This window comes from Streptomyces sp. NPDC051776, from assembly GCF_040681345.1.
Taxonomy (GTDB): Bacteria; Actinomycetota; Actinomycetes; order Streptomycetales; family Streptomycetaceae; genus Streptomyces.
Window position 1 is genome coordinate 1 of record NZ_JBFAYQ010000011.1, and the last position, 23,001, is coordinate 23,001.

Annotated in this window: 13 protein-coding genes and 3 pseudogenes; 8 read left to right on the top strand and 8 right to left on the bottom strand. The window is 72.3% G+C overall.

Going from position 1 to position 23,001, the window contains the following annotated elements; all coding sequences use genetic code 11:
* Positions 1-189: 189 nt before the first annotated feature.
* The gene (locus AB0M26_RS11450; RefSeq protein WP_365258249.1) at positions 190-1,731 is read right to left on the bottom strand and encodes a DUF6350 family protein; all 1,542 of its coding nucleotides are present in this window, start codon (positions 1,729-1,731) and stop codon (positions 190-192) included.
* 130 nt (positions 1,732-1,861) lie between these two features.
* On the opposite strand from AB0M26_RS11450, the pseudogene AB0M26_RS11455 reads away from it, so the two are divergent.
* A pseudogene (locus tag AB0M26_RS11455) lies at positions 1,862-2,308 on the top strand (sigma factor-like helix-turn-helix DNA-binding protein); the annotation flags it as partial.
* Between the two features lie 300 nt (positions 2,309-2,608).
* Here AB0M26_RS11455 and sucD read toward each other — a convergent pair.
* Positions 2,609-3,493: a succinate--CoA ligase subunit alpha gene (gene sucD, locus AB0M26_RS11460; RefSeq protein ID WP_365258252.1), complete on the bottom strand. Its 885-nt coding sequence runs from the start codon at positions 3,491-3,493 to the stop codon at positions 2,609-2,611.
* A gap of 23 nt (positions 3,494-3,516) precedes the next feature.
* Positions 3,517-4,692: an ADP-forming succinate--CoA ligase subunit beta gene (sucC, locus tag AB0M26_RS11465; RefSeq protein ID WP_365258255.1), complete on the bottom strand. Its 1,176-nt coding sequence runs from the start codon at positions 4,690-4,692 to the stop codon at positions 3,517-3,519.
* 211 nt (positions 4,693-4,903) lie between these two features.
* Here sucC and AB0M26_RS11470 point away from each other — a divergent pair.
* The 3 genes and pseudogenes from AB0M26_RS11470 to AB0M26_RS11480 all read left to right on the top strand — a co-directional run.
* Positions 4,904-5,230 (top strand): annotated as a pseudogene (locus AB0M26_RS11470) (DUF6519 domain-containing protein); the annotation flags it as partial.
* Positions 5,231-5,460: 230 nt separating this feature from the next.
* A complete protein-coding gene (locus AB0M26_RS11475) occupies positions 5,461-5,919 on the top strand; it encodes a DUF6519 domain-containing protein (RefSeq protein WP_365258258.1) in 459 nt (152 codons plus the stop codon).
* A 25-nt stretch (positions 5,920-5,944) separates the two neighbouring features.
* Positions 5,945-6,820 (top strand): peptidoglycan-binding protein, encoded by an 876-nt coding sequence (locus tag AB0M26_RS11480; protein ID WP_365258261.1) that lies wholly within the window; start codon positions 5,945-5,947, stop codon positions 6,818-6,820.
* A gap of 348 nt (positions 6,821-7,168) precedes the next feature.
* On the opposite strand, the gene AB0M26_RS11485 is transcribed toward AB0M26_RS11480, so the two are convergent.
* From AB0M26_RS11485 to AB0M26_RS11495, 3 genes are all read right to left on the bottom strand, one after another.
* Positions 7,169-8,347, bottom strand: coding sequence for a VWA domain-containing protein (locus AB0M26_RS11485; protein ID WP_365258264.1), 1,179 nt, complete (start codon positions 8,345-8,347; stop codon positions 7,169-7,171).
* A 122-nt stretch (positions 8,348-8,469) separates the two neighbouring features.
* The gene (locus AB0M26_RS11490) at positions 8,470-10,977 is read right to left on the bottom strand and encodes a DUF5682 family protein (RefSeq protein WP_365258267.1); all 2,508 of its coding nucleotides are present in this window, start codon (positions 10,975-10,977) and stop codon (positions 8,470-8,472) included.
* A gap of 83 nt (positions 10,978-11,060) precedes the next feature.
* A complete protein-coding gene (locus AB0M26_RS11495; protein ID WP_365258270.1) occupies positions 11,061-12,224 on the bottom strand; it encodes an AAA family ATPase in 1,164 nt (387 codons plus the stop codon).
* Positions 12,225-12,384: 160 nt separating this feature from the next.
* Between AB0M26_RS11495 and AB0M26_RS11500 the strand changes: the two are divergent.
* Both AB0M26_RS11500 and AB0M26_RS11505 read left to right on the top strand, forming a co-directional pair.
* Positions 12,385-13,810 (top strand): annotated as a pseudogene (locus AB0M26_RS11500) (SWIM zinc finger family protein).
* A gap of 447 nt (positions 13,811-14,257) precedes the next feature.
* Positions 14,258-15,991 (top strand): DUF5691 domain-containing protein, encoded by a 1,734-nt coding sequence (locus tag AB0M26_RS11505; RefSeq protein ID WP_365258272.1) that lies wholly within the window; start codon positions 14,258-14,260, stop codon positions 15,989-15,991.
* Positions 15,992-16,587: 596 nt separating this feature from the next.
* On the opposite strand, the gene AB0M26_RS11510 is transcribed toward AB0M26_RS11505, so the two are convergent.
* Positions 16,588-16,998, bottom strand: a complete 411-nt coding sequence (locus AB0M26_RS11510; RefSeq protein WP_365258275.1) for a cobalamin B12-binding domain-containing protein — start codon at positions 16,996-16,998, stop codon at positions 16,588-16,590.
* Between the two features lie 245 nt (positions 16,999-17,243).
* On the opposite strand from AB0M26_RS11510, the gene AB0M26_RS11515 reads away from it, so the two are divergent.
* Positions 17,244-18,137, top strand: a complete 894-nt coding sequence (locus AB0M26_RS11515) for an alpha/beta fold hydrolase (RefSeq protein WP_365258278.1) — start codon at positions 17,244-17,246, stop codon at positions 18,135-18,137.
* 389 nt (positions 18,138-18,526) lie between these two features.
* Entirely contained in the window at positions 18,527-20,275 is a 1,749-nt protein-coding gene (locus AB0M26_RS11520) for a M23 family metallopeptidase (RefSeq protein WP_365258281.1), read from the top strand.
* A gap of 167 nt (positions 20,276-20,442) precedes the next feature.
* On the opposite strand, the gene pcrA is transcribed toward AB0M26_RS11520, so the two are convergent.
* Positions 20,443-22,941: a DNA helicase PcrA gene (pcrA, locus tag AB0M26_RS11525; RefSeq protein ID WP_365258284.1), complete on the bottom strand. Its 2,499-nt coding sequence runs from the start codon at positions 22,939-22,941 to the stop codon at positions 20,443-20,445.
* Positions 22,942-23,001: the final 60 nt, after the last annotated feature.

The window sequence follows — 23,001 nt, forward strand, 5'->3', positions numbered from 1 at the left end:
GAGCCGACGTGCTCTTCGCCATGCTCCGCGACGGCACCTTCTACGACCCCAAGCCCGCCCCCACAGGTTGACGAAACCCATAGGGACACCCCCCCGGGGGCCGATGACGACCACTGCGGCGACCGCAACGGTCACGTCCGGGGGGGGGCGACAACGGGCCCCCAGGACGCCGATGCGGCAACCGCGGGCTCAGGACGCTGCGGCCGCCGCGGCCGCCGACCGCGTCTCCTTCGGCGCCGGGTGGGGCAGACGCCGGCGCCACCAGCGCAGCACGAGGGCCGTCGGCGCCGCCACCGGCACCGTCCAGCACAGCGCCACCGCCCCCGTCAGCCACCAGCTCGGACCGAAGTCCTCCAGTGCGCCCGTTCCGAGCGCGCCCTCCGTCACCCCGCTCAGGACGGCCGTCGCCAGCGCGCAGGCGGCGCTTCCCAGCGCCGCCGTGAGCGCCGTGTCCCGCCATCCCCGCACGCCCTTGCCGGTGACGGCCGCCCGCCGCCGTACCGCCCCTGCAGGGGCAGAGGCACCGTTCGAGCCGTCGCCCGCAGCTGCGCCCACTCCCCCGCGAAGCCGCCGCCACCCCAGGATCAGCAGTCGCCGCAGGGCCAGCCGCTGCCGCAGCGGCGGCCGTACGGCGGGGAGTTCGGCGCGCGCGGCGGCGGCGCGCATCGCCGCGCCCGGGACAGCGGCCCGGGCCGTGTACCAGCCGACCGTCACCCCGGCCGCGAGCGGCAGCAGCACCACCGGCCAGGTCAGCGGGGAGCCGGGACCGGCGTCCGGTACGGCAGCGAGCAGCGGGAACCGCGGTAGGTCCGGGTGGGCCGAGGTGCCGAGCGGACCGACGAGCGTGCCCGCGCCGAGGGTGAAACCGGCGCCGGTGCCGTAGGCCGCGCCCCACACCACAGCGTTCGGCACCAGCACGAGGGCCAGCAGCAGCACCGCGAACCGGCCCGTCCACGGTTGGGTGAGTTGGTGGAACGACTGCTGGGCAACGACGCAGTGCCAGGTGAGGGAGAGAGCGAAGAGCAGGGCACCACCGCCCAGCAGAACGGCCGTACCGGCGGCTCCCGCGCGCCCCGCCGTGACGAGCCTGCGGCGCGTCAGCACGGCCCGTACGCGGGGCGGGACCCGTTCCAGAAGCTGCCCGGCCTGCTCGGGCAGCTTCTCGCGCGGCCGGCCGCTCGCCGTCCAGTACCCGTACGCGACCGCGGCGAGGGTGACGACGGGCAGGTGCAGGAGGGCGCTGAGGGCGTCGGCGTGCAGGGGTCCGCCGGACGCGTAGACCACAGCGGACACACCGACGAGGAGGTAGCCCGCGCTCAACCACCCGATCGTGGGACCGGCGGCCAGCGGTCCTCCGGGCTCGTGCCCGGCGTCGGCAAGTTCCTCCTCGTGGGCCTCGATCGCGTGCCGGGACGCACGGTACAGCAGCCAGAGGGGCAGGGCGCTCAGCAGGAGCGGGGTGATGCCGACGGGGGCTGCACCACCCGAGAGCGTGTCGGTGCGGACGAGTTCGGCTCCGTGGGCGAGCAGCCACAGGGCCGCCGCGACGTGCAGTGCCGCGCTCGGCCCGCTCTCCGGGTACGGCGAGGTGATCCACAACAGGAGTACGGCCACGGTCACCGCGCCGAGCCCCAGGGCGGCCGCGACCACCCCGTCCGCGACGAGGCGGCCGCGCGCCGGAGACGACGGTGGCGACGGTGGCGACGGTGTCCGATCGTTCGATGGGGTCACGGCGGACATGCTGCCAACAACACACCATTCGTGAGCGCAGCAGCTCTTAAGCCGTCGTGTCGCTCAATATGTGGCTATGCACCGTTACGCACAGTCCGGCAGGGAACGGGCAGGCACGGGCGCACCGTTGGCGTTCGACGCGCTCTACACCGCCCACGCCTCCGGCCTCGTACGGCAGGCCTATCTGCTCACCGGCAGCAAGCGCCTCGCCCGGCAGGCGGTCCACCACGCCTTCTACCAGGCGTGGCAGCGCTGGCCCGAAGTCGCCGTGGACAGCGATCCGGCCGGATGGGTACGGGCCGCGGCTTACGAGTACGCGCTCTCGCCGTGGCGCCGGCTGCACCGAGCGAACCGCGGCCCCTCCGGGCGGCTGGGCCCCGACCGGGCCCTGATCACCGCGCTGCTCAGCCTTCCGCCCTCCTACCGGCGTGCGCTGCTGCTGCACGACGGCGTGGGCCTCGGTCTGCCCGAGACCGCCGCGGAGACGGAGGCGAGCACGGCCGCCACCACGAACCGGCTGATGCACGCCCGGTCCGCCATGGCCGAGTTGCTGCCCGAACTGCGCGAGGCGACGCCCGTCCGGCGGGCGGCCGCGCTGCGCCGGATGCTGAGCGAGACGGCCCCCGCCCAGACGTTGCGGACCCGGCCGGCCGAGTCCGTACGGGGCGCGGGTGAGAGGCGCGCCCGGCTGTGGACGCGGACGGTGTACGGACTGGTGGGGTTCTTCGCCGCGGTGGTGCTGGTGGCCACGGTGATCGACACGCTCTGGTGACCCCCGGGTAGCCCGTGCGGCGGGACGGTGCAGAAGGGGCTGGGCCCGTACCGTGACGGTACGGGCCCAAGTCCCTTGCGGAGTACGGTCGGAGACCCGCCTGGCTCAGCCGCCGAGCGCGGCGCGCGCCAGCCGGGCGGTCTCGGACGGCGTCTTGCCGACCTTCACGCCCGCGGCCTCCAGGGCCTCCTTCTTCGCCTGCGCGGTGCCGGAGGAGCCCGAAACGATGGCGCCTGCGTGGCCCATGGTCTTGCCCTCGGGCGCGGTGAAGCCCGCGACGTAGCCGACGACCGGCTTGGTGACGTTGGCCTTGATGAAGTCCGCGGCCCGCTCCTCGGCGTCGCCGCCGATCTCGCCGATCATCACGATCAGGTCGGTCTCGGGGTCGGCCTCGAAGGCGGCCAGGGCGTCGATGTGGGTGGTGCCGATGATCGGGTCACCGCCGATGCCGACGCAGGACGAGAAGCCGATGTCGCGCAGCTCGTACATCATCTGGTAGGTCAGCGTGCCGGACTTGGACACGAGACCGATGCGGCCGGGCTTGGTGATGTCGGCCGGGATGATGCCGGCGTTGGATGCGCCCGGGGTGATCAGGCCGGGGCAGTTCGGGCCGATGATGCGGGTCTTGTCGCCCTTGGCCCGGGCGTGCGACCAGAACGCTGCGGTGTCGTGGACGGCGATGCCCTCGGTGATGACCACCGCGAGCGGGATTTCGGCGTCGATCGCCTCGATGACCGCGTCCTTGGTGAACTTCTCCGGGACGAAGATGACCGTGACGTCGGCGCCGGTCTTCTCGATGGCCTCGGCCACCGTGCCGAAGACCGGGATCTCCGTGCCGTCGAAGTCGACCGCGGTACCGGCCTTGCGGGGGTTCACACCGCCGACGATGTTGGTGCCCGAGGCGAGCATCCGCCGGGTGTGCTTCTGGCCCTCGGAGCCGGTCATGCCCTGGACGATGACCTTGCTTTCCTTGGTGAGGAAGATAGCCATGGGTGTCGGTGTCCTCGTCCTTCTTACTTCGCAGCCAGCTCGGCGGCGCGCTCGGCCGCTCCGTCCATGGTGTCCACCTGCTGTACGAGCGGGTGGTTGGCGTCGGTCAGGATCTTGCGACCCACCTCCGCGTTGTTGCCGTCCAGGCGCACGACCAGCGGCTTGGTGACGTCCTCGCCCTTGGACTTGAGCAGTTCCAGGGCCTGGACGATGCCGTTGGCGACGGCGTCGCAGGCGGTGATGCCGCCGAAGACGTTGACGAAGACGGACTTGACGTCCGGGTCGCCGAGGATGATCTCCAGGCCGTTGGCCATCACCTCGGCGGAGGCGCCGCCGCCGATGTCGAGGAAGTTGGCGGGCTTGACGTTGCCGTGGGCCTCACCGGCGTACGCGACGACGTCGAGGGTCGACATGACCAGACCCGCGCCGTTGCCGATGATGCCGACCTGGCCGTCGAGCTTGACGTAGTTGAGGCCCTTCGCCTTGGCGGCCGCCTCGAGGGGGTTGGCCGCGTCCTTGTCCTCGAGCGCCTCGTGTCCGGGCTGCCGGAACTCGGCGTTGGCGTCCAGGGAGACCTTGCCGTCGAGGGCGATGATGCGGCCGTCGGCGACCTTGGCCAGCGGGTTGACCTCGACGAGGAGCGCGTCCTCGGCGACGAAGGTCTTCCACAGGGTCTGCAGGACCTCGGCGACCTGGTCGGCGACCTCGGCCGGGAACTTGGCGGCGGCGACGATCTCCGCGGCCTTCTCCGCGGTCACGCCCTCGTTGGCGTCGACCGGGATCTTGGCCAGGGCCTCGGGCTTCGTGGCCGCGACCTCCTCGATGTCCATGCCGCCCTCGACGGAGGCCATGGCCAGGAAGGTGCGGTTCGTGCGGTCGAGGAGGTACGAGACGTAGTACTCCTCGGCGATCTCCGGCGCGGTCTCCGCCAGCATGACCTTGTGGACCGTGTGGCCCTTGATGTCCATGCCGAGGATCCGGCCGGCCTTCTCGACCGCGTCCTGCGGGTCGGAGGCCAGCTTGACGCCGCCCGCCTTGCCGCGCCCACCGGTCTTGACCTGGGCCTTGACGACCGACCGGCCGCCGAGACGCTCGGTCACCTCGCGCGCCGCCTCAGGCGTGTCGATGACTTCACCGGCCAGCACCGGTACACCGTGCTTGGCGAAGAGGTCCCTCGCCTGGTACTCGAACAGGTCCACGCGCGTCCGTCCCTTGCGTCTTGAATACCGCTGTCGTGGTGATGCGGTTCGTTGTATGCGTGGGCGTGCCGCTACGGGCAGCGTGACGACGCGATCACAACGGAGGCGCACACACGTTGGCCGGGTACGCGGCATGTCCGTCTCGCAGGTTATCCCCGACGCGCTCGGGTCCCTAAATCACAGGTCACATGTGAGCGGTGATGGTGGTCACATGACGAGACGGAGTGTCTCATCCCGGGGACCGTCCCGGCCAAGCGCGGCCAATCGGCCATTCCTCCCCTTCAGGGCGCGAACGGGAGGTCAAACCGGCTCGCCGGGGCGTTTCATCCTTTCGACTCGTTTCCGTCGTCACGAGGACCCGTCCCCGGTCGGCCCGGACGCCCGCTACCGGTGGCCTGAGAACCAGCTCCACCGCGTCGATGTGCACGACGGTTCCGCCGAGGACGCGCCGTTCAAGTGGTCGCGGGAGAAGGGCTCGGTGGTCCTCCCCATCGACGGCCCACACGGCACCTGGGTGGAGCGGGCGTCGCTCCGCAGCGACGACAAGCTCGACCTCAACGTGGGCGACCGGGTCGAGTTCGTGGACACCGCGTACAGCAGCCGCGGTGAGGGACTGCCACGGGCGGGTCGAGGAACTCGACCCGCCCGTGGTACTGGCGCTGCTGCGGGTCGAGGAACTCCACCTGCCCGGGCCCCCGAGCGAGGCTGTCCGGTGAGCCCGAGCCGGGCGTCGGGCGACGGCCGGAACTGCACCCGTACCTCCGCCGCTTGGACCACCAGGAGGGGGCGCGCCGGGTCAAGGGGGGCGCGCCCGCGGGACTGCAGCACGGCGCACTCCGATCGCAGGAAGGTTGTTGGCTTCCTCTCGAGGACGGCATCGAGGTCTATTTCGCTGCCGAGGGTACGTATAGGACAGGGGACTACTGGCTGATCCCCGCGCGCACCGCGACGGGCGCCGCGGAATGGCCGGTGAACGCGGCCCGGAAGCCGCTGCTGCAGGCCCCGCTCGGGGTCCAGGCCCACTACGCGCCTCTGGCGTGGGTGCTGGGCGAGAGGACGGAGCCCGACCTGCGGCAGTCCTTCGGGCCGTTGGCCGCTCCTGTCCCGGCGGCGAACGACGAAGTGCTGGCGGCGGAAGCCGCGACAGCAACGGAAACCGGAAGCACGCGAGGCGGCGGGAGCGGACGCGGAGGAGGAGGCGGGTCAACAGCAGTAGCCCTCGGCTGAACCGGATACAGAAGGAGACACCACGATGGCCACGCCCCTGAGCGCGTCCCGAATCGTCCAAGTCCTGCGCGACGAGGGACTGGTGGTCCATGAATTCCGCAACTGGCGTACCCACAACCGCAATCACAAGGGCCCCTGGGGACCGGTGAACGGTGTGATGATCCACCACACCGTCACCAAGGGCACGAGCAGTTCCGTCGACCTCTGCTACGACGGGCACTCGGCGCTGCCGGGGCCCCTGTGCATGGGCGTCATCGACAAGGAGGGCGAGGTGTGGCTGGTCGGCAACGGCCGCGCCAACCACGCCGGGCTCGGCGACGGCGACGTACTGCGCGCCGTCATCAACGAGTCCGACCTGCCCCCCGACAACGAGGCCGACACGGACGGGAACCGGCACTTCTACGGCTTCGAGTGCATCAACCTCGGTGACGGGAAGGACCCGTGGCCCGAGAAGCAGAAGCTGGCCATAGAGAAGGCATCGGCCGCCATCTGCCGGGCGCACGGCTGGACCCACAAGTCCGTGATCGGCCACCTGGAGTGGCAGCCGGGGAAGCAGGACCCGCGGGGCTTCACGATGAAGTCGATGCGCGACCGCATCGCGAAACGGCTCGGCCGCGACCCCGATGGCCCGACGGACCCGCCGAAGCCGCCCAAGTACGAGCCCTTCCCCGGGGCCTCGTTCTTCCGCGATGGCCGCAACAGCAGGATCATCACGGCGATGGGCAAGCGACTCGTCGCCGAGGGCTGCGGCCGCTACGAGGTCGGGCCGGGCCCCGAGTGGACAGGCGCGGACAAGAAGTCGTACGCGGCCTGGCAGCGCAAACTCGGCTACTCCGGCAAGGACGCCGACGGCATCCCGGGCAAGGCGAGCTGGGACAAGCTGAAGGTCCCGAACGTGTAGCGGGAACGGTGTGACGGCGCCGCGTCGCCGGGCTCACCGCCGCGGGCCCGAGCCTCGCGGCGACGAATGCCAGGCGCCGCGGCGCCGGTTGGGGCGCCGCGGGACCCGTGGGCCCGCCGCGAGGCACCCGCTGGGGCGCGGGAGACACCGCCCCTGGGGCGCGGCGAGGCGCTGCCTCTCGCGCGCGGCGAGGCGCCCGCGGGAGCGCCGCGGGACCCGTGGGCCCGCCGCGAGGCACCCGCTGGGGCGCGACAGACACCACCCGCGGCACGCAGCGGGGCACCCACAGGAGCCGGTGGCGGACGGCTCCCGAAGCGGCGCAGCCCCGCACCGCTCAGCGGGCAGTCCTCAACTGCACGCGTCCGGTACGGGAATCGGCCGCCTCTCCATCGCCGCGGCCATGACGTCCGGGAAGAGATCGGGGGTGCAGGCGAACGCGGGCACGCCGAGTGCCGCAAGAGCCGCGGCATGCTCCCGGTCGTACGCCGGCGCCCCCTCGTCGGACAGGGCGAGCAGCGCCACGAACTGAACGCCGGACGCCTTCATCGCCGCGACCCGCTTCAGCATCTCGTCGCGTATGCCGCCCTCGTAGAGGTCGCTGATGAGCACGACGACCGTGTCCGCGGGCCGGATGATCCGCGACTGGCAGTACGCGAGCGCCCGGTTGATGTCGGTGCCGCCGCCGAGCTGGGTGCCGAACAGCACGTCGACCGGGTCGTCGAGCTGGTCGGTGAGGTCGACGACGGCGGTGTCGAAGACGACCAGGCGTGTTGCGATCGACCGCATCGAAGCCAGCACCGCGCCGAAGACGGACGCGAAGACGACGGACGCGGCCATCGACCCCGACTGGTCGATGCACAGCACCACGTCCTTCTTCACGCCCTGTGCGGCCCGCCCGTGGCCGACCAGCCGCTCGGGCACGACCGTGCGGTGTTCGGGAAGGTAGTTCTTGAGGTTGGCCCGGATGGTGCGGTCCCAGTCGATGTCCCGGTGGCGGGGACGGCTGGTGCGGGCGGACCGGTCGAGCGCGCCGGTGAGTGTGGCCCTGGTGCGGGCCGCCAGCCGCTTCTCCAGGTCCTCGACGACCTTGCGGACAACAGCGCGGGCGGCCTCCTTGGTGGCCTCGGGCATCGCCTTGTCGAGGGACAGCAGCGTGCCCACGAGGTGGACGTCCGCCTCGACGGCCTCCAGCATCTCCGGCTGCAGGAGCAGGGAGGACAGGTCGAGCCGCTCGATGGCGTCGCGCTGCATGACCTGCACGACGGATTTCGGGAAGTAGGTGCGGATGTCGCCCAGCCAGCGCGCCACCCGGGGCACGGAACCGCCGAGCCCCGCCGACCGGTTGCCGCTGTCCCGGCGGGTGCCCGATTTGCCGCTCCCGCTGCCGTAGAGGGCCTCAAGCGTCCCGTCCATGGCCGCGTCCCGACCGCCGAGCGCGCACAGCCCGCTGTCGGCCTCCCCGCCGCCGAGCACCAGCCGCCACCGTCGCAGCCGCTCGCCTGCGGGGCCGGGCGATGGGGAGACCACCGGGCCGGTGGCCGGGAGACCGTTCCGGCCCGGCGGCGCCGGAGCGGATACCGTGCCGGCCGCCCTTCCGCGAGCACCGCCCCCGCCGGTGGGCGGTCGCGGCACAGGCGTCGTGTCGTGGCTCATCCGGGCACCCCCGCGAGTTCGTCGTCGTCGAGTCCGAGCAGCAGACGCAGTGCCGGCAGTACGGCGTCGGCGCGGCCGGGGTCGAGGCCGGGCCCGAAGCCGGGGATGGTCCCGTCCGCCGGGCCGCCCGCGTGGCCGGCGCCTGCCGCCCCGGGCAGGGCCGGTCCGCGGCGGACGAGTTCACCCAGTGTGCGGCGCACGCCCGGCTCGTATGCGGCGAACGTCCGCCGCAGCAACGGCAGTACGTCCGTGAAAGCGTCGGGCGTGACGCCCGTGAGCCACGCGTCGACGAGCCCCAGCAGGCGCTCGTCGTGGACCAGCAGCATGCCGCTCCCCGCGCCCCCGCCGACGAACCCCTCGATCCACGCCGCCGCATCGGCAGGCGGCGTGCCCGGCGACAGCGCATGGCTCATGAGGCGGGCCGCCTCTCCCTCCCCGAGGCGGCCGTCGTCCAGCAGGAGCCGCGCAGCCCGTCCCCGTACCACCCCGGCCACACCGTCCCGGCCGGAGAGGCCTCGCAGGACAGCGGCCCAGCGCTCCCGCAGCGCGGGTTCCGGCGAGCCGGCTCCGCCGCCGTCACCGGCGGACTGGCCGCCCGCCTCCGCCAGGAGGCCGACCGCTGTGTGGACGGAGTCCACATGCCCGCGCATCTCCGCCGCGCCGTCGGCGTCCAGACCGGCACAGGCCGCTGGGAGGCCGACGCAGATGCGCTCGGCCAGGCCCGTCGCCACCTCGGCCAAAGCCGCTCCGTCCGTCCCGCGCACATCGCCGTACCGCACCGAGCGGACCAACGCGGGCAGGGCGTGGGCGAGATGGCCGACATCCGCGTCGAGGGCCGCCCGGTCGGCCAGTACGCGCATGACGAACGGGAGGGCGCCGGACAGCCCTGCGAGCAGACAGCGCTCGGCGAGCGCGGTGACATCGGCCAGTGAACCGGCCGTCGTCGCCTCCGCCCCGGCCTTCGCCGTGGCCGCGGCGGACACGGTCGTCCCCCACACCCCGGCCTCGGCCACACGCACCGACAACTCCGGTTCCCAGCACAGCCGCCACGTCTCGCGGAACGTGCCGAGCGCGCCGCGCGAGCGGGCCGGTTCGCCCCATCCGATACCCAGGATTCGCAGCCGGTGGAGCAGGCGGCTGCGCCCCGCGTCGGTGTCCTTGCGCAGGTCGAGTTCCAGTTCGCGCTCGGCCGCCTCCGGCTCGAGCCGCAACGACCGCTGCGTACGCGTGAGATCGCGCTGCAGGGGGACGGCGGGCGCCGCCTCCGGCACCTCGCCCAGCGCGTCACCCACGACCAGCCGGTCCCGGACGAGCGCGAGCGGCACGTCCGATCCCTCGCACATCACCGCACGGATCGCGTCCGTCGTCTCGCCGAGACCGGCGAGCGGGCGGCCGCGCATCGCGGCGAGGGCCTCGGCGAGCCGGACGGCCTCGATGACATGCGCGGAGGACACGGACCTGCCCTCCTCTCTGAGGAAGCCCGCCACCTTCGTCATCCAGCGCTCCACGGGCCGATCGGGGGACGCGAAGAGATGGCCGTACCAGCCCGGTGAGGTGATGCCCGCGCCATAACCGGTGTGCTTGGCGAGCCTGCGGTGGGTCCAAGGGACCCAGGTCATCTCGGTCTTGACCCTCGGCAGGCCCTTGAGGAGCCGGCGGTCGGCGGTCACCGTGGTGCGGCAGGACAGGGCCGGTACGTGCCAGGCGCCGCAGACGACAGCGAGGTCGTCACCGAACTCGCGCCGCGCGTCCCGGATCCGCAGCCGCATATGGGCCTCGCGCACGGCGTCGCGCTCATGGCCGCCGTCTCCGTACGTCGCCCGCAATTCACCCATCGCCTCGGCGAGCGCCCGGAACGCGTACGGGGAGTCAGGTCCTTCGGACGGCTCGCAGACTGTGTCCTGGCGGGCAGCGATGCCGTCAGCGGCCGGGGCGGCAACACCCCGTGCCCATGCGAACGTCAGTGGCCGGTCACCGCCCCCTGCCCGGCCGGCGCCCGTGGCCGGGGCACGAGGCAGCACGCGGTGCTCGACGACGTCCTCCCACCAGCGCTCCGGATCGTCGTATCCGGCGGTCTCGGCGAGCACACCGAGGGGGTCGATGCGCAACCGGGCCGCTGCGCCCTCGCCCTCGCCCGTCGGTTCCGGCCCCGAGGGCTCGGTGCCGTCGGGGCCGGAGCCCGCGTCGTCGCCGTTCATGGCGAGGGTGTGGGCGGCGGGGAGGTCGATGAAGCGGACCGGTGCTCCCCGGGCGACGGCCCAGCGCATCGCGACCCACTCGGGCGAGAACTCTGCGAGCGGCCAGAACACGGATCGCCCCGGGTCGTCGGCCACATGCGCGAGCAGCGCGACGGGCGGCCGCATGCCGGGGTCCCCGGCCAGTGTTGTGATGTTATCCGCCTCGGGCGGGCCCTCGATGAGCACGGCCCGCGGCCTGTGCCGGTCGAGGGCGGCCCGCACGGCCCGCGCGGAGCCCGGCCCGTGATGCCGCACCCCGAGCAGCAACGGCTCCCGGGGATCCGAATCCCCTCTCCGCGCGGGCCCCCTCCGTACGGGCCCCTTCGGTCCGGGTCCACCCGTACCGGCCGTCACTCCGAAACCTCACGGCATGCGCGGTAGAAGTCCTTCCAGCCCTCGCGCTCGCGCACCACCGTTTCCAGATACTCCTGCCAGATGACACGGTCGGCGGCCGGGTCCCGGACGACCGCGCCCAGGATGCCCGCCGCCACGTCACCCGCGCGGAGCGCGCCGTCACCGAAGTGGGCCGTCAGGGCGAGGCCGCCCGTGACGACGGAGATGGCCTCGGCCGTAGAGAGCGTGCCGGAGGGCGACTTGAGCTTCGTACGACCGTCGGCGGTCACCCCGTCCCGGAGTTCGCGGAACACCGTGACGACACGCCGGATCTCGTCGGCCCCGTCCGGTGCGGCGGGAAGGTCGAGCGACCGCCCGATCTGGTCGACCCGGCGGGAGACGATGTCGAGTTCCGCTTCGGGCGTCGCGGGGAGCGGGAGCACCACAGTGTTGAACCGGCGGCGCAGCGCGCTGGACAGCTCGTTGACGCCGCGGTCACGGTCGTTGGCGGTCGCGATGACATTGAAGCCCCGGACAGCTTGGACCTCCTCGCCCAGCTCGGGGATCGGCAGGGTCTTTTCGGACAGCACGGTGATGAGCGTGTCCTGCACATCCGCCGGGATACGGGTCAGCTCCTCGACGCGCGCGGTCATCCCCTCGGCCATGGCCCGCATGACGGGGCTCGGCACGAGCGCGTCGCGGCTGGGGCCGTCGGCCAGCAGCTGGGCATAGTTCCAGCCGTAGCGAAGCGCCTCTTCCGGTGTCCCTGCCGTCCCCTGGACGAGGAGCGTCGAGTCGCCGCTGACGGCCGCGGCCAGATGCTCGGACACCCAGGTCTTGGCCGTGCCGGGGACACCGAGCAGGAGCAGGGCGCGGTCGGTGGCCAGGGTGGTGACGGCGACCTCGACGATGCGACGCGGGCCGACGTACTTGGGTGTGATCACGGTGCCGTCCGGCAGCGTGCCGCCGAGCAGATAGGTCGAGACGGCCCAGGGTGACAGCCGCCAACGGGTCGGGCGCGGGCGGTCGTCGGCGGCGGCGAGCGCCTTCAGCTCTCCGGCGAAGGCGTCCTCGGCGTGCGGCCGGAGTGCCGGGCCGCCGGTGGTGGACGCGCTCGCACTGGCGGTCCTTCCTGCGGTCGCATCCGTAGTGGTTCCTGCGGCGGTGACGGTCGCGGTCACGGCTCCCCCTCCTCGCATGGCTGCGTTTGGCGCATGACGTTCCATCAACCGTGCACCACAGCACTGACAACTCCTCGGCAGCGAGGTGGAACCGCCCGGGTACGGCCTGCGCGTCCGCAGGTCGGAGGCGATTGTCAGTGCCGGGTCATAGCGTCGAGCCATGACTGGAACGGGGGAGCGCTGGACGGCGGATCAGGTGCTGGCACTGGCTCCTGACGCCGCCTCACGCAGCGCGGGAAGCAAAGTCGGCGCGCTCGGGCCGTGGTCCGGCGCGGGGGCGGGGGAGGGCGCGGTGTGGGGGCTGTGCAGGGGGAGCGGGAAGAAGCCGTACCGGACGGTGGTGGCGATCCACGCCGGCCGGAGCGGCGGCGGGGATGCGGCGGACCCGGCTTCGTCATTTCCGGCCCTGCCCGCGTACGAGTGCAGCTGCCCGAGCCGCAAATTCCCGTGCAAGCACGCACTGGGGCTTCTGCTGCTGTGGTCCGAAGGCCCGTCGGCGGTCCCGGACGGCGCGCTGCCGCCGGAGTGGGCGGCCACTTGGCTCGACGGCCGGAGGCAGCGCGCCGGCCGCACCGCCGACTCGGTGCCCAAGGCTGCGGGCGGCGGCCGGAGTTCCGACCCCGAGGCGGCCAAGCGGCGGGCCGAGCTGCGCGCGGAGCGGATCGCGGCGGGTGCGTCCGAGCTGGAGCAGCGGCTGGCCGACCTGTTGCGCGGCGGACTGGCCGGGGCGGGCAGCACCGGCAATGCGGCCTGGGACGAGACGGCGGCCCGCATGGTGGACGCGCAGGCCCCCGGACTCGCCGCGCGCGTACGGGAGTTGGGGGCCCGTACCCGCCTCGGGTGACGGCTGGCCGGGCCGGCTGCTGGAAGAGTGCTCCCTGCTGCATCTGCTCAACGAGGGCTTCCTCGGGATCTCCCGGCTGCCCGGGCCTCTCGCAGCGACCGTCCGCTCGCGCGTCGGCCTGACGACGGAGAAGGCCGAACTACTGACCACCGAGGGCCGCGGGCTGCGCGACCGGTGGCTGGTTCTCGGAACGCGGGACAGCGAGGACGGCACCCTGACCACGCGCCGCATCTGGCTCCGCGGCCAGAGCTCCCGGCGGGAGGCCTTGCTGCTCTCGTACGGTGCGGCCGGGCGCGCCCCCGAACTCGTCCTTCCCATCGGGCTCGCCCTGGACGCCGCCCTCGCCTTCTACCCCGGTGCGCGGCCGCTGCGCGCCGCCGTGGGCAGGCAGTTCGCTCCTCCGGGGCCCCCGGCACCGGGCGGGCAGCCGGCGCGCACCACGGTCGGCGCGGCCCTTGCGGCCTACGGGGACGCGGTCCGCGACGACCCGTGGCTCGACGCGTGGCCCGTGGTGCTGTCGGACGTCGCACCGATACCCGCGGCCCACGGCTGGCAGATCTCCGACATGGCGGGCGACGAAGCCCTACCGGTGGATCCGCGCTGCCTTGACCGTTCGGGGCTGTGGAAACTCGCCGCCCTGTCGGGGGGCGCGCCACTGACCGTCTTCGGCGAATGCGGCCACCGTGGATTCACGCCCATCACGGCATGGCCCGCCGACGCCACTGAACCGGTGCCGCTGTGACGCCGGATCACGGGCGCTACCGGATAGAGCGATCACCTGCGGGACCGGGCCGAACTGCGAGTCAGGCCGACCCCGTTCGGCCCGCGGCCAGCGGCCAGCGGCCAACGCCCGCGACAGATACGGGGCCACGGACGCGACCACAACCAATCCCGACCACCGCCACAACTGGGCGAAGGACCAACACCGAACTGGCCATCCCAACGGCTCCGTTCAGCCCGCGGCCAGCGGCCGGAGGCCAACGCCCGCGACAGATACGGCGCCACGGACGCGACCACAACGGTCCCGGCCACCGGCGCAGGTGGGCTTCAGACCGTGCACTCGGCGTCGTACATCGCGCGCGTTGGTACCTGGATCCCGGTGCGCGAGGGGCTTCCCATGTGGCGGCCGCCGCCCGACCGCCCGCACCAGCACAGCAACACCATCGACCGATTCGTCAGGGGGCCGCACATGACCATGACGACTGAGCACCCCGCCCCGTCCTGGGAGGCGCTGGTCAATGCCGCGCTGCTGGGAACCGAGCGCCGCAGGCCGCCCGTGGCGCGGCCCGGGCGGGAGCCCGCGGCCGCGTTGCTCGACAGTGCCGCGATCAGCACCGTTCGGCGGCGGGCCGGCCTTCGGCCGGCCGCGGCGGGCGTCCGGCCCTCGCCCGCCCCGGAGGACACGAGGCCGCCGCTGCCGGCGGCCGCCCGTCGTCGTCTCGCCTCGCTCCTGGCCGACCGCACCGCCGGATCCCGCTCCGGCGGTGGCCGCCGCGGCACGGCGCCCGACCTCACCGAGCTGCTCCCCCAGTGGCTCACCACCGCGAACCGCCGCGGCTATCGGGCCCCGGAGGCGCTCCTGCCCGCACTCCTCGACGCAGCCCGGTCCCGTACCGACCTGCGTCAGGAGGCTCTTGTCCTCGGCGGTCCCCGCGCCCTGTGGCTGGCCCGGCTCAATCCGGACTGGAAGTTCGCGCTCCGCGGGACCGCTGCGGGACCGGTTCCCGGGCGCCGGTCCGGCCCCCGCCGCCCCGGCGACCACGGTTTTGACGACAACCTGTCCGAAGGCGATCGATCCATCGGCTCCGGTACCGAAGCCCCGACCGAACAGGTCTGGCAGGAGGGCCTGTTCACCGAGCGCGTGGCGCTGCTGACGACGCTGCGGCGCCACGACCCCGCCGCCGCCCTCGCCCTGCTCGGCTCGACCTGGGCCCGCGAACGGGCCGAGGACCGGCTGATGTTCACCGACTCGCTGCGCACCGGGCTCTCCGCCGACGACGAACCGTTCCTCGAACAGGCGCTGGCGGACCGCAGCCGAAACGTACGGGCAACCGCCGCCGAGCTGCTCTCGGCACTCCCCGGTTCCGCCCTCTCCGCGCGTATGGCCGAACGGGCCGCGGTCCGCTTATCCCTGGACCGGGACGGCGGCACACCCAAGGTCACGGTCGACCCGCCGCGCTCCTGCGACGCGGGGATGCAGCGCGACGGTGTCACGCCGAAGCCACCGGCCGGGTGCGGCGAGCGTGCCTGGTGGCTGGGACAGCTCGTCGAGTCCGCTCCGCTGTCCTGCTGGCAGGAGAGGTTCGGCGGCCTCACCCCCGCGGAGATCGTGGCGCTGCCCGTCACCGAGGACTGGCAGGCCGACCTGCACGCCGCTTGGTGCCGCGCGGCGGTGCGGCAGCGCGACCGGGCATGGTCCCGGGCGCTGCTGGGTGCGCCCGGTGCGACCACCGGGCCGACGACCGCCACCGCGTCCCTGGGCGAACGGGCCAAGTTGCTCGCAGCACTGGAGCCGTACGAACGGGCTGCGTGGGTCGCCGAGTTCATCGCGGCGCACGGCCTCTCGGAGGCCTTCCAGCTTCTCGGCGTGTGCGCGGTGCCATGGGCCGCTCCGCTCGGCCGGGCGGTGGTCGACGCCCTGGACATCGCCCGGGACGCGGGCAGTTACCCGTGGAGCTTCAGCGGTGTGATGGGCCTTGCTGAGCGCTGCCTGGATCCGGATCATGCGGACCGCCTGGAGTTGCTGACGGCAACGCCGGACGAGACGGAGAGCGCGTCCCCGGGTGCGGGCGGCTACTGGTCCGAGGCGTTCCAGCGGCTCGTGAGTACGCTCCGGCTCCGCGCGGCCATGCACCGGGAGCTTGAGGACGACCCCGCGGACCCGGCAGACCACGTGGGCCCCCGCCGGGCCCGCGAATCCTGAGGACGACCACACGGCCCCCTCCGGCACGGACCACATCGGCCCCTCACGCACGGACCACACGGCTCCATCCGAGCCCGCGGCCCCCTCCCCCACGGACCACACCGACCCGACCGGCACGGACCACACGGCTCCATCCGAGCGCACGGCCCCCTCCCGCGTGGACCACATCGGCCCCTCCGGGCCCGCGGGTCCGTCCGGCGATGCCTGCGTCGGGGCCATCGGACGCGCATGGGAAGACCGGGGAGGCGGCTATCACGGCCGTGCGTTCGCCCGGGAAGACCGGGGACCCCGGGAAGACCGGGGACCCCGGGAAGACCGGGCAGCCGCCCGGGGAAGGCTGAAGACACGGGGGAGGCGGGCTCCGAGGTCCATCCGTCCCCCGCGGACCTCGAGCCCGCCACCGGCCACCAGCCATGACCACGACCCACAGCCACCACCGTGGCCCGCGAGCCGTCACCGGCACCCTCGCGCATCCCGTGCGCTTCGCGGACCCGGCACGGCCGGCCGGACCGGCGCATGTACTCACCCAGCCAGGCTCACGCACCGCGGCCGCCGTACCCGGCAGCGCCGGGAACGGCTCGGCGTTCCAGGATGCGCTACGCGGCGAGCTCCCGCACGTTGGCACGGACCCAGGTCACGACGTCGCTGGTGGGAGTGCCGGGCGTGAAGATCTCCGCGACCCCGAGTTCCTTGAGCGGGGCGATGTCGTCCTCCGGGATGATGCCGCCCCCGAAGACCTTGATGTCGTCCGCCTCGCGCTCCTTCAGCAGGTCCAGGACCTTCGCGAAGAGCGTGTTGTGCGCCCCGGACAGGATGGACAGGCCGATCGCGTCCGCATCCTCCTGGATCGCCGTGTCGACGATCTGCTCGGGGGTCTGGTGCAGACCGGTGTAGATCACTTCCATGCCCGCGTCGCGCAGCGCCCGCGCGATGACCTTGGCGCCGCGGTCGTGACCGTCGAGCCCCGGCTTGGCCACAACCACGCGGATCGGACCCGACACACCCATCCCAGCCTCCATGTACCTCAGGGTCACCACACGCATGCGTGAACGAAGGTTATCCCCAGCATCCCTCACCGGGCAGTTTTGCGGAGGCGGCCGAGGGGGAAATCACACCAGGGACACGTTTTGCAGGAGAGCCGCCAGCAGGCCGGAAGCGAGCCGTACCGGCCTCTCCCCATAATCGGGCTCTCCGTGAGGGCACACGGGGGACGGAGCCACCGTCCTCCTCATGTGCCGTCGGGAGGTCGGTCATGAGGGCCTTGCCCTTTCTTCCGAGTCTTCTCCGCCCTTCGGCCGCGTTCATCAAGGCCACAGCTCTTGACCTGGCGATTCTTGCCGGGCACGCGGTGCTCTACCCCACGGGCGTGATTCAGGAGAGCCCGCCGGAGGTGTCCACGCCCACGCAGCCCGCCGAGCCCTCCGACTCCCCCGGAGCCGGGCCCTCCCAGCCCGATACGGCCTGCGCGCCCGAAACGCCCCGTCTGCCGGCGGACGGCACCCCACACGCCTCCCGTGTGCCCGTGCTGCTCCTGCACGGCTTCATCGACAACCGCTCCGTCTTCGTCCTCCTCCGCCGTTCCCTGCGCCAGCACGGCTGGGATCATGTTGAAGCACTCAACTACTCGCCGTTGAGTTGCGACATCCGGGCCGCGGCCGCCCTGCTCGGCAAGCACATCGAGGAGGTCTGCGAGCGCACCGGCCACGCCAAGGTCGATGTGGTCGGACACAGCCTCGGCGGGCTGATCGCGCGCTACTACGTCCAGCGCCTCGGCGGGGACGTCCGCGTCCGCACCCTGGTCACGCTGGGCACACCGCACTCCGGCACCCGGGCCGTTCCTCTGCTGTCCGCGCACCCGATCGTGCGCCAGATGCGACCGGACTCCGATGTGATCGAGGAACTGGCCCGGCCCGCAGCCGGATGCGCCACGCACTTCGTGAGCTTCTGGAGCGATCTGGACCAGCTCATGGCGCCGCTGGAGACGGCACAGGTCCACCACCCGGACCTCATCGCCGAGAACGTGCAGGTCAGCGGCATCGGACATCTCGCACTGCCCGTGCACGGCGCCGTCGCGGCAGGCATTCGGGAGGCCCTGGACGCCGCGGCCTCGGGCGGCGGCGCATCGGAGGCGGCCTCCGTCGCCTGACGGGCCGGCCCGCCCGCTCCGTCACGCCACCGTCACGTACCCCGCCTCGAACCCTCCGGCCGGTTCGCTGAGCCGAAGGGCCTGCGCACTGGCAGGGACGCAACGGACAGGCCGGACAAGAAGGTTGCCCCCAGCCGTCCGCGCATCCCCTTCATCCGCCGCACCCGGGCAGCGCTCCGCATGGCACGACGTCGAACGACATTCGAACGTCCGGCCAAGCTCCGGTACGCAGACTGCCGAAAGGCGGCCAAATGCCCGTTCCTTGGGAAGCGGAAACCTGCCGAAGATTGTCGGCGCCGCATACCGCCGGGTACAGTCACCGCACTGCACCGCCCTGGGGAGTCCCCAGACCCCCGGCTCCTGCTGTCGAGGCGAAAGAGAAGTTGGTGGTGAACGACCGTCACCCGTCGGGCAACTCCGCCCCGACCGCCCATGCTCCCGACGCCTCGTACGGGCACTACGTCTCGTACGACCAGCAAGGGGCCTTCAACGGCCATGCCGGGTACGACGGATATTCCACCGGTACCTTCGACAGCCTGACCGCCGCCTACGACGACAGTGACCCGCTCTTCGGCGCGCTGCCCGGCTCGTACGGCAACGGCTCGCACGGCAACAGCTCGCACGGCAACGACGCGTACACCACTGGCGCCTTCGAGACGAGTACCTACGACTCGGGCCAGTACGACACCTCGCAGTGTGGCATGTCGATGGGTGGTTACGACACGTACGGGGCCTATGGGGGCACGCCGCACGAGACCGGCAGTTACGACACTTCCGCGTGGGGCGGCAGCACCATTCCGCACCAGAGCGGCCCCGCGACCGTCGAGTCCTTCGACGCGAGCGCCGACGCCCTCCACGCCACCGAGCAGGGCCACGTGGCCGACCAGGGCCATGCGCCCGAACCGGGCCAGGACACCGGCGCCTGGGCAACCGGCTCCTACGACTTCGGTGCGCAGGAGTTCGCCCAGCAGGACCTCTCGCAGCACAACTTCACCCAGCACGACTTCACCCAGCAGGACTTCACGCAGCAGGACCTCACGCAGGACCCCGGCCAGTACGACGCCACGCAGTGGGACACCACGGCCCACACCGGCACCTGGGACACCTCCGCCTTCGCTGCGGCCGCCGAGGAGCCCTATGCCGGAGCGCCCTACGCCGTCCACGAGTCGTACGACACGGCTCCGCAGGACGGTGAGGCGGAACGGACCGCCGTTTTCGAGACGTTGGACGAGCAGAGGTACGAGTCACCCGAAACCGGCCACGATGAGGCCGACTTCGACGACGCCTCCGCGGACACCGACGGAGGGCCCGCAAGCGCGCACGATCCCCGGGCCGGGCACGCTGCCGACGGGATCCAGGGCGGCCACGGCGTCGCCACCGTTCCTGTGCAGCGCCGCACCCCCGCCGCCCGCGGCCGGCGGCGCACGCCCGCCCGCCGCTCCGCGTTGCTCACCGTCGCCGTCCCGTCCGTAGCAGTGATGGGCGTCGCCGGGATCGCCGCGGCGTCGGTCAGCGGCGGCACCGACGGGGCAGAGACCACGCAGGCGGCGCCGGACCCGTCGTCCGTGAAGCCGGCGGCGGTCAACAGCAAGCTCGACAGCCAGCTCGCGACCCTCACCGCGGACGCCGATGACTTCGCCGACCGCGCCAGCCGCACCCAGGAGCGTCTCGACCTCAAGCAGCGCCGGCTCGAGGAGAAGAAGCGCAAGGAGGCGGAGGCAGCGCGCAAGGAGGCGCTCCGACCGAAGTTCGCGCTCCCCGTCGAGCAGGACGGCATCAGCGCGTACTACGGCCAGGCGGGCATCAACTGGATGTCCGTGCACACCGGCATCGACTTCCCGGTGAGCTACGGCACCCCGGTCAAGACCGCCACCGACGGCACCGTGCGCACCCAGTGGGACGCCTCCTACGGCAACATGGCCATAGTCACCGCCCCTGACGGCACCGAGACCTGGTACTGCCACCTCAGCAGCACCAAGATCCGCTCCGGCACGGTGAAGGCGGGAACCGTGATCGCCTATTCGGGCAACTCCGGCAACTCCACTGGCCCGCATCTGCACTTCGAGGTCCATCCCGGCGGCGGCTCCGCCGTCGACCCGCTGCCCTGGCTGCGCAGCCAGGGCCTCGACCCCACCTGACAGACCCGGGGTCTTCGCTCCACGGCCCTCGGCCCCTCGCACTCCCGGCCACTCGGCTCCACCGACGCGGGTGTACGGACACGGCCCCGGACGTATGCGGCGCCGCCCCCGCGGCTCGTCCTCCCAAGGAACCTCGCCCCCTGTGGGCCTCCACCGACCGGAGGGACTCAGAGCTTCTCCACCGGCGCGTACCGCAGCAGCAGAACCTTCGGCTTCTCGTCGCCGAAGTCGATCGTCGCCTTCGCGTCGTGCCCGCTGCCCGCCACCGACATCACGGTCCCCAGGCCGAACTGGTCGTGCGTGACACGGTCGCCGACCGCCAGCGAGATCACCGGCCGGTCCGTCGCCCTGCGCGTGGCGAAGCCGCTCGGCCCGGACCGGGAGCGCGAGGCCGACAGCGCGCCGCCCACCCCGGCCGCCGCCGAGGCCGAGGGCGTGGTCCCGCCCGTACGGCGCCACTCCACGTACGTCGGGGGGATCTCCTCCAGGAAGCGGGACGGCGGGTTGAACGACGGCTGGCCCCACGCGCTGCGCATCGTCGAGCGTGTCAGATACAGCCGCTCCCGCGCACGCGTGATCCCGACGTACGCCAGGCGCCGCTCCTCCTCCAGTTCCTTGGTGTCGCCGAGGGCGCGCATGTGCGGGAAGACGCCGTCCTCCATGCCCGTCAGGAAGACGACGGGGAACTCCAGGCCCTTGGCGGTGTGCAGGGTCATCAGGGTGATGACGCCCGTGCCCTCCTCGCCCTCGTCCTCGTCGGGGATCTGGTCGGAGTCGGCGACCAGGGCGACCTGTTCGAGGAATTCGGCGAGGGTGCCCGGGTTCTCCTCGGTGCGCTCCTGTTCGAACTCCAGCGCCACGGCGGCGAGTTCCTGGAGGTTCTCGATCCGTGTCTCGTCCTGGGGATCGGTGGACGCCTGGAGTTCGGCCAGATAGCCGGTGCGCTCCAGGACGGCTTCCAGGATCGTCGCGGGGCCGGCGCCGGACTCGGTGATCGTCCGCAGCTCTTCCATCAGGGTGTTGAACCGCTTGACGGCGTTGGCCGAGCGCGCGGCCATGCCGTATGCCTCGTCCACCCGCCGCAGCGCCTGGGCGAAGGAGATCTTCTGGCGCAGCGCGAGCGCCTCGATCATCGCCTCCGCGCGCTCGCCGATGCCGCGCTTGGGGACGTTGAGGATCCGGCGCAGCGGCACGGTGTCCTCGGGGTTGGCGAGCACCCGCAGATAGGCGAGGACGTCGCGGACCTCTCGGCGCTCGTAGAAGCGGACGCCGCCGACGACCTTGTACGGCAGGCCGACCCGGATGAAGATCTCCTCGAAGACACGGGACTGGGCGTTGGTGCGGTAGAAGACGGCGACGTCCCCCGCCTTGGCCTCGCCCTCGTCCGTCAGACGGTCTATCTCGTCGGCGACGAACTGCGCCTCGTCGTGCTCGGTGTCGGCGACATAGCCGGTGATGGCCGAACCGGCCCCGGCCTCCGTCCAGAGGTTCTTGGGGCGGCGGTCGGCGTTGCGCTCGATGACCGCGTTCGCGGCGGACAGGATCGTCTGCGTGGAGCGGTAGTTCTGCTCCAGCAGGATGGTCGTGGCGTCGGGGTAGTCCTCTTCGAACTGGAGGATGTTGCGGATCGTGGCGCCGCGGAAGGCGTAGATCGACTGGTCTGCGTCGCCGACGACGCACAGCTCGCCCACGCCGTCCTCGGGCGCGGTCTCCTCGGTGCCCACCAGCTCGCGCACCAGCATGTACTGCGCGTGGTTGGTGTCCTGGTACTCGTCCACCAGCACATGACGGAAGCGCCGCCGGTAGTGCTCGGCGACATCGGGGAACGCCTGGAGCAGATGGACGGTGGTCATGATGATGTCGTCGAAGTCCAGCGCGTTGGCCTCGCGCAGTCGCGACTGGTACAGCGTGTATGCCTCGGCGAGGGTCTTCTCGAAGTGGTCGGAGGCCTGACCCGCGAAGTCCTCCTCGTCGATGAGCTCGTTCTTGAGGTTGGAGATCTTCGCGCTGAAGGACTTCGGCGGATAGCGCTTCGGGTCGAGGTCCAGGTCGCGGCTGACCAGCGACATCAGGCGCTTGGAGTCGGCCACGTCGTAGATCGAGAAGCTGGAGGTGAAGCCGAGCTTCTTGCTCTCGCGGCGGAGGATGCGGACGCATGCGCTGTGGAAGGTGGACACCCACATCGCCTTGGCGCGCGGGCCGACGAGTTGCTCCACGCGCTCCTTCATCTCGCCCGCGGCCTTGTTGGTGAAGGTGATCGCGAGGATCTGGCCCGGGTGCACCCGCCGGGCCCCCAGCAGATATGCGATGCGGTGGGTGAGCACCCGGGTCTTGCCCGAGCCGGCCCCGGCGACGATGAGCAGCGGGGAGCCGCTGTGGACGACGGCCGAACGCTGCTGCTCGTTCAGCCCCTCGAGCAGCGCTTCGGGGTCCACGACGGGGCGGTGCGCGCCGTTGCGGTAGTACCGCTCGCGGGCCTCCTCCTCCGCGGAGGCGTCGAAGCGCCCGCCGAAGAGATCGGCGGGGATCTCCTCGGCTCCCCCCTCCTCGGGCGGCGGGGGCGGGTGCTCCTCACCGTGGCGTCCGGGGTGTCCCGTGTGGGCGGAGGGGCCCGGACCGCGGTGCTGGAGACCCGCCAGGAAGTTGTCGTCAAAGAGGCTGCTCATCGCTCCCCGAGTCTAGGCCGCCCGACCGACAGCCCACGCCGGTTCCCGGTCCTCGGACGT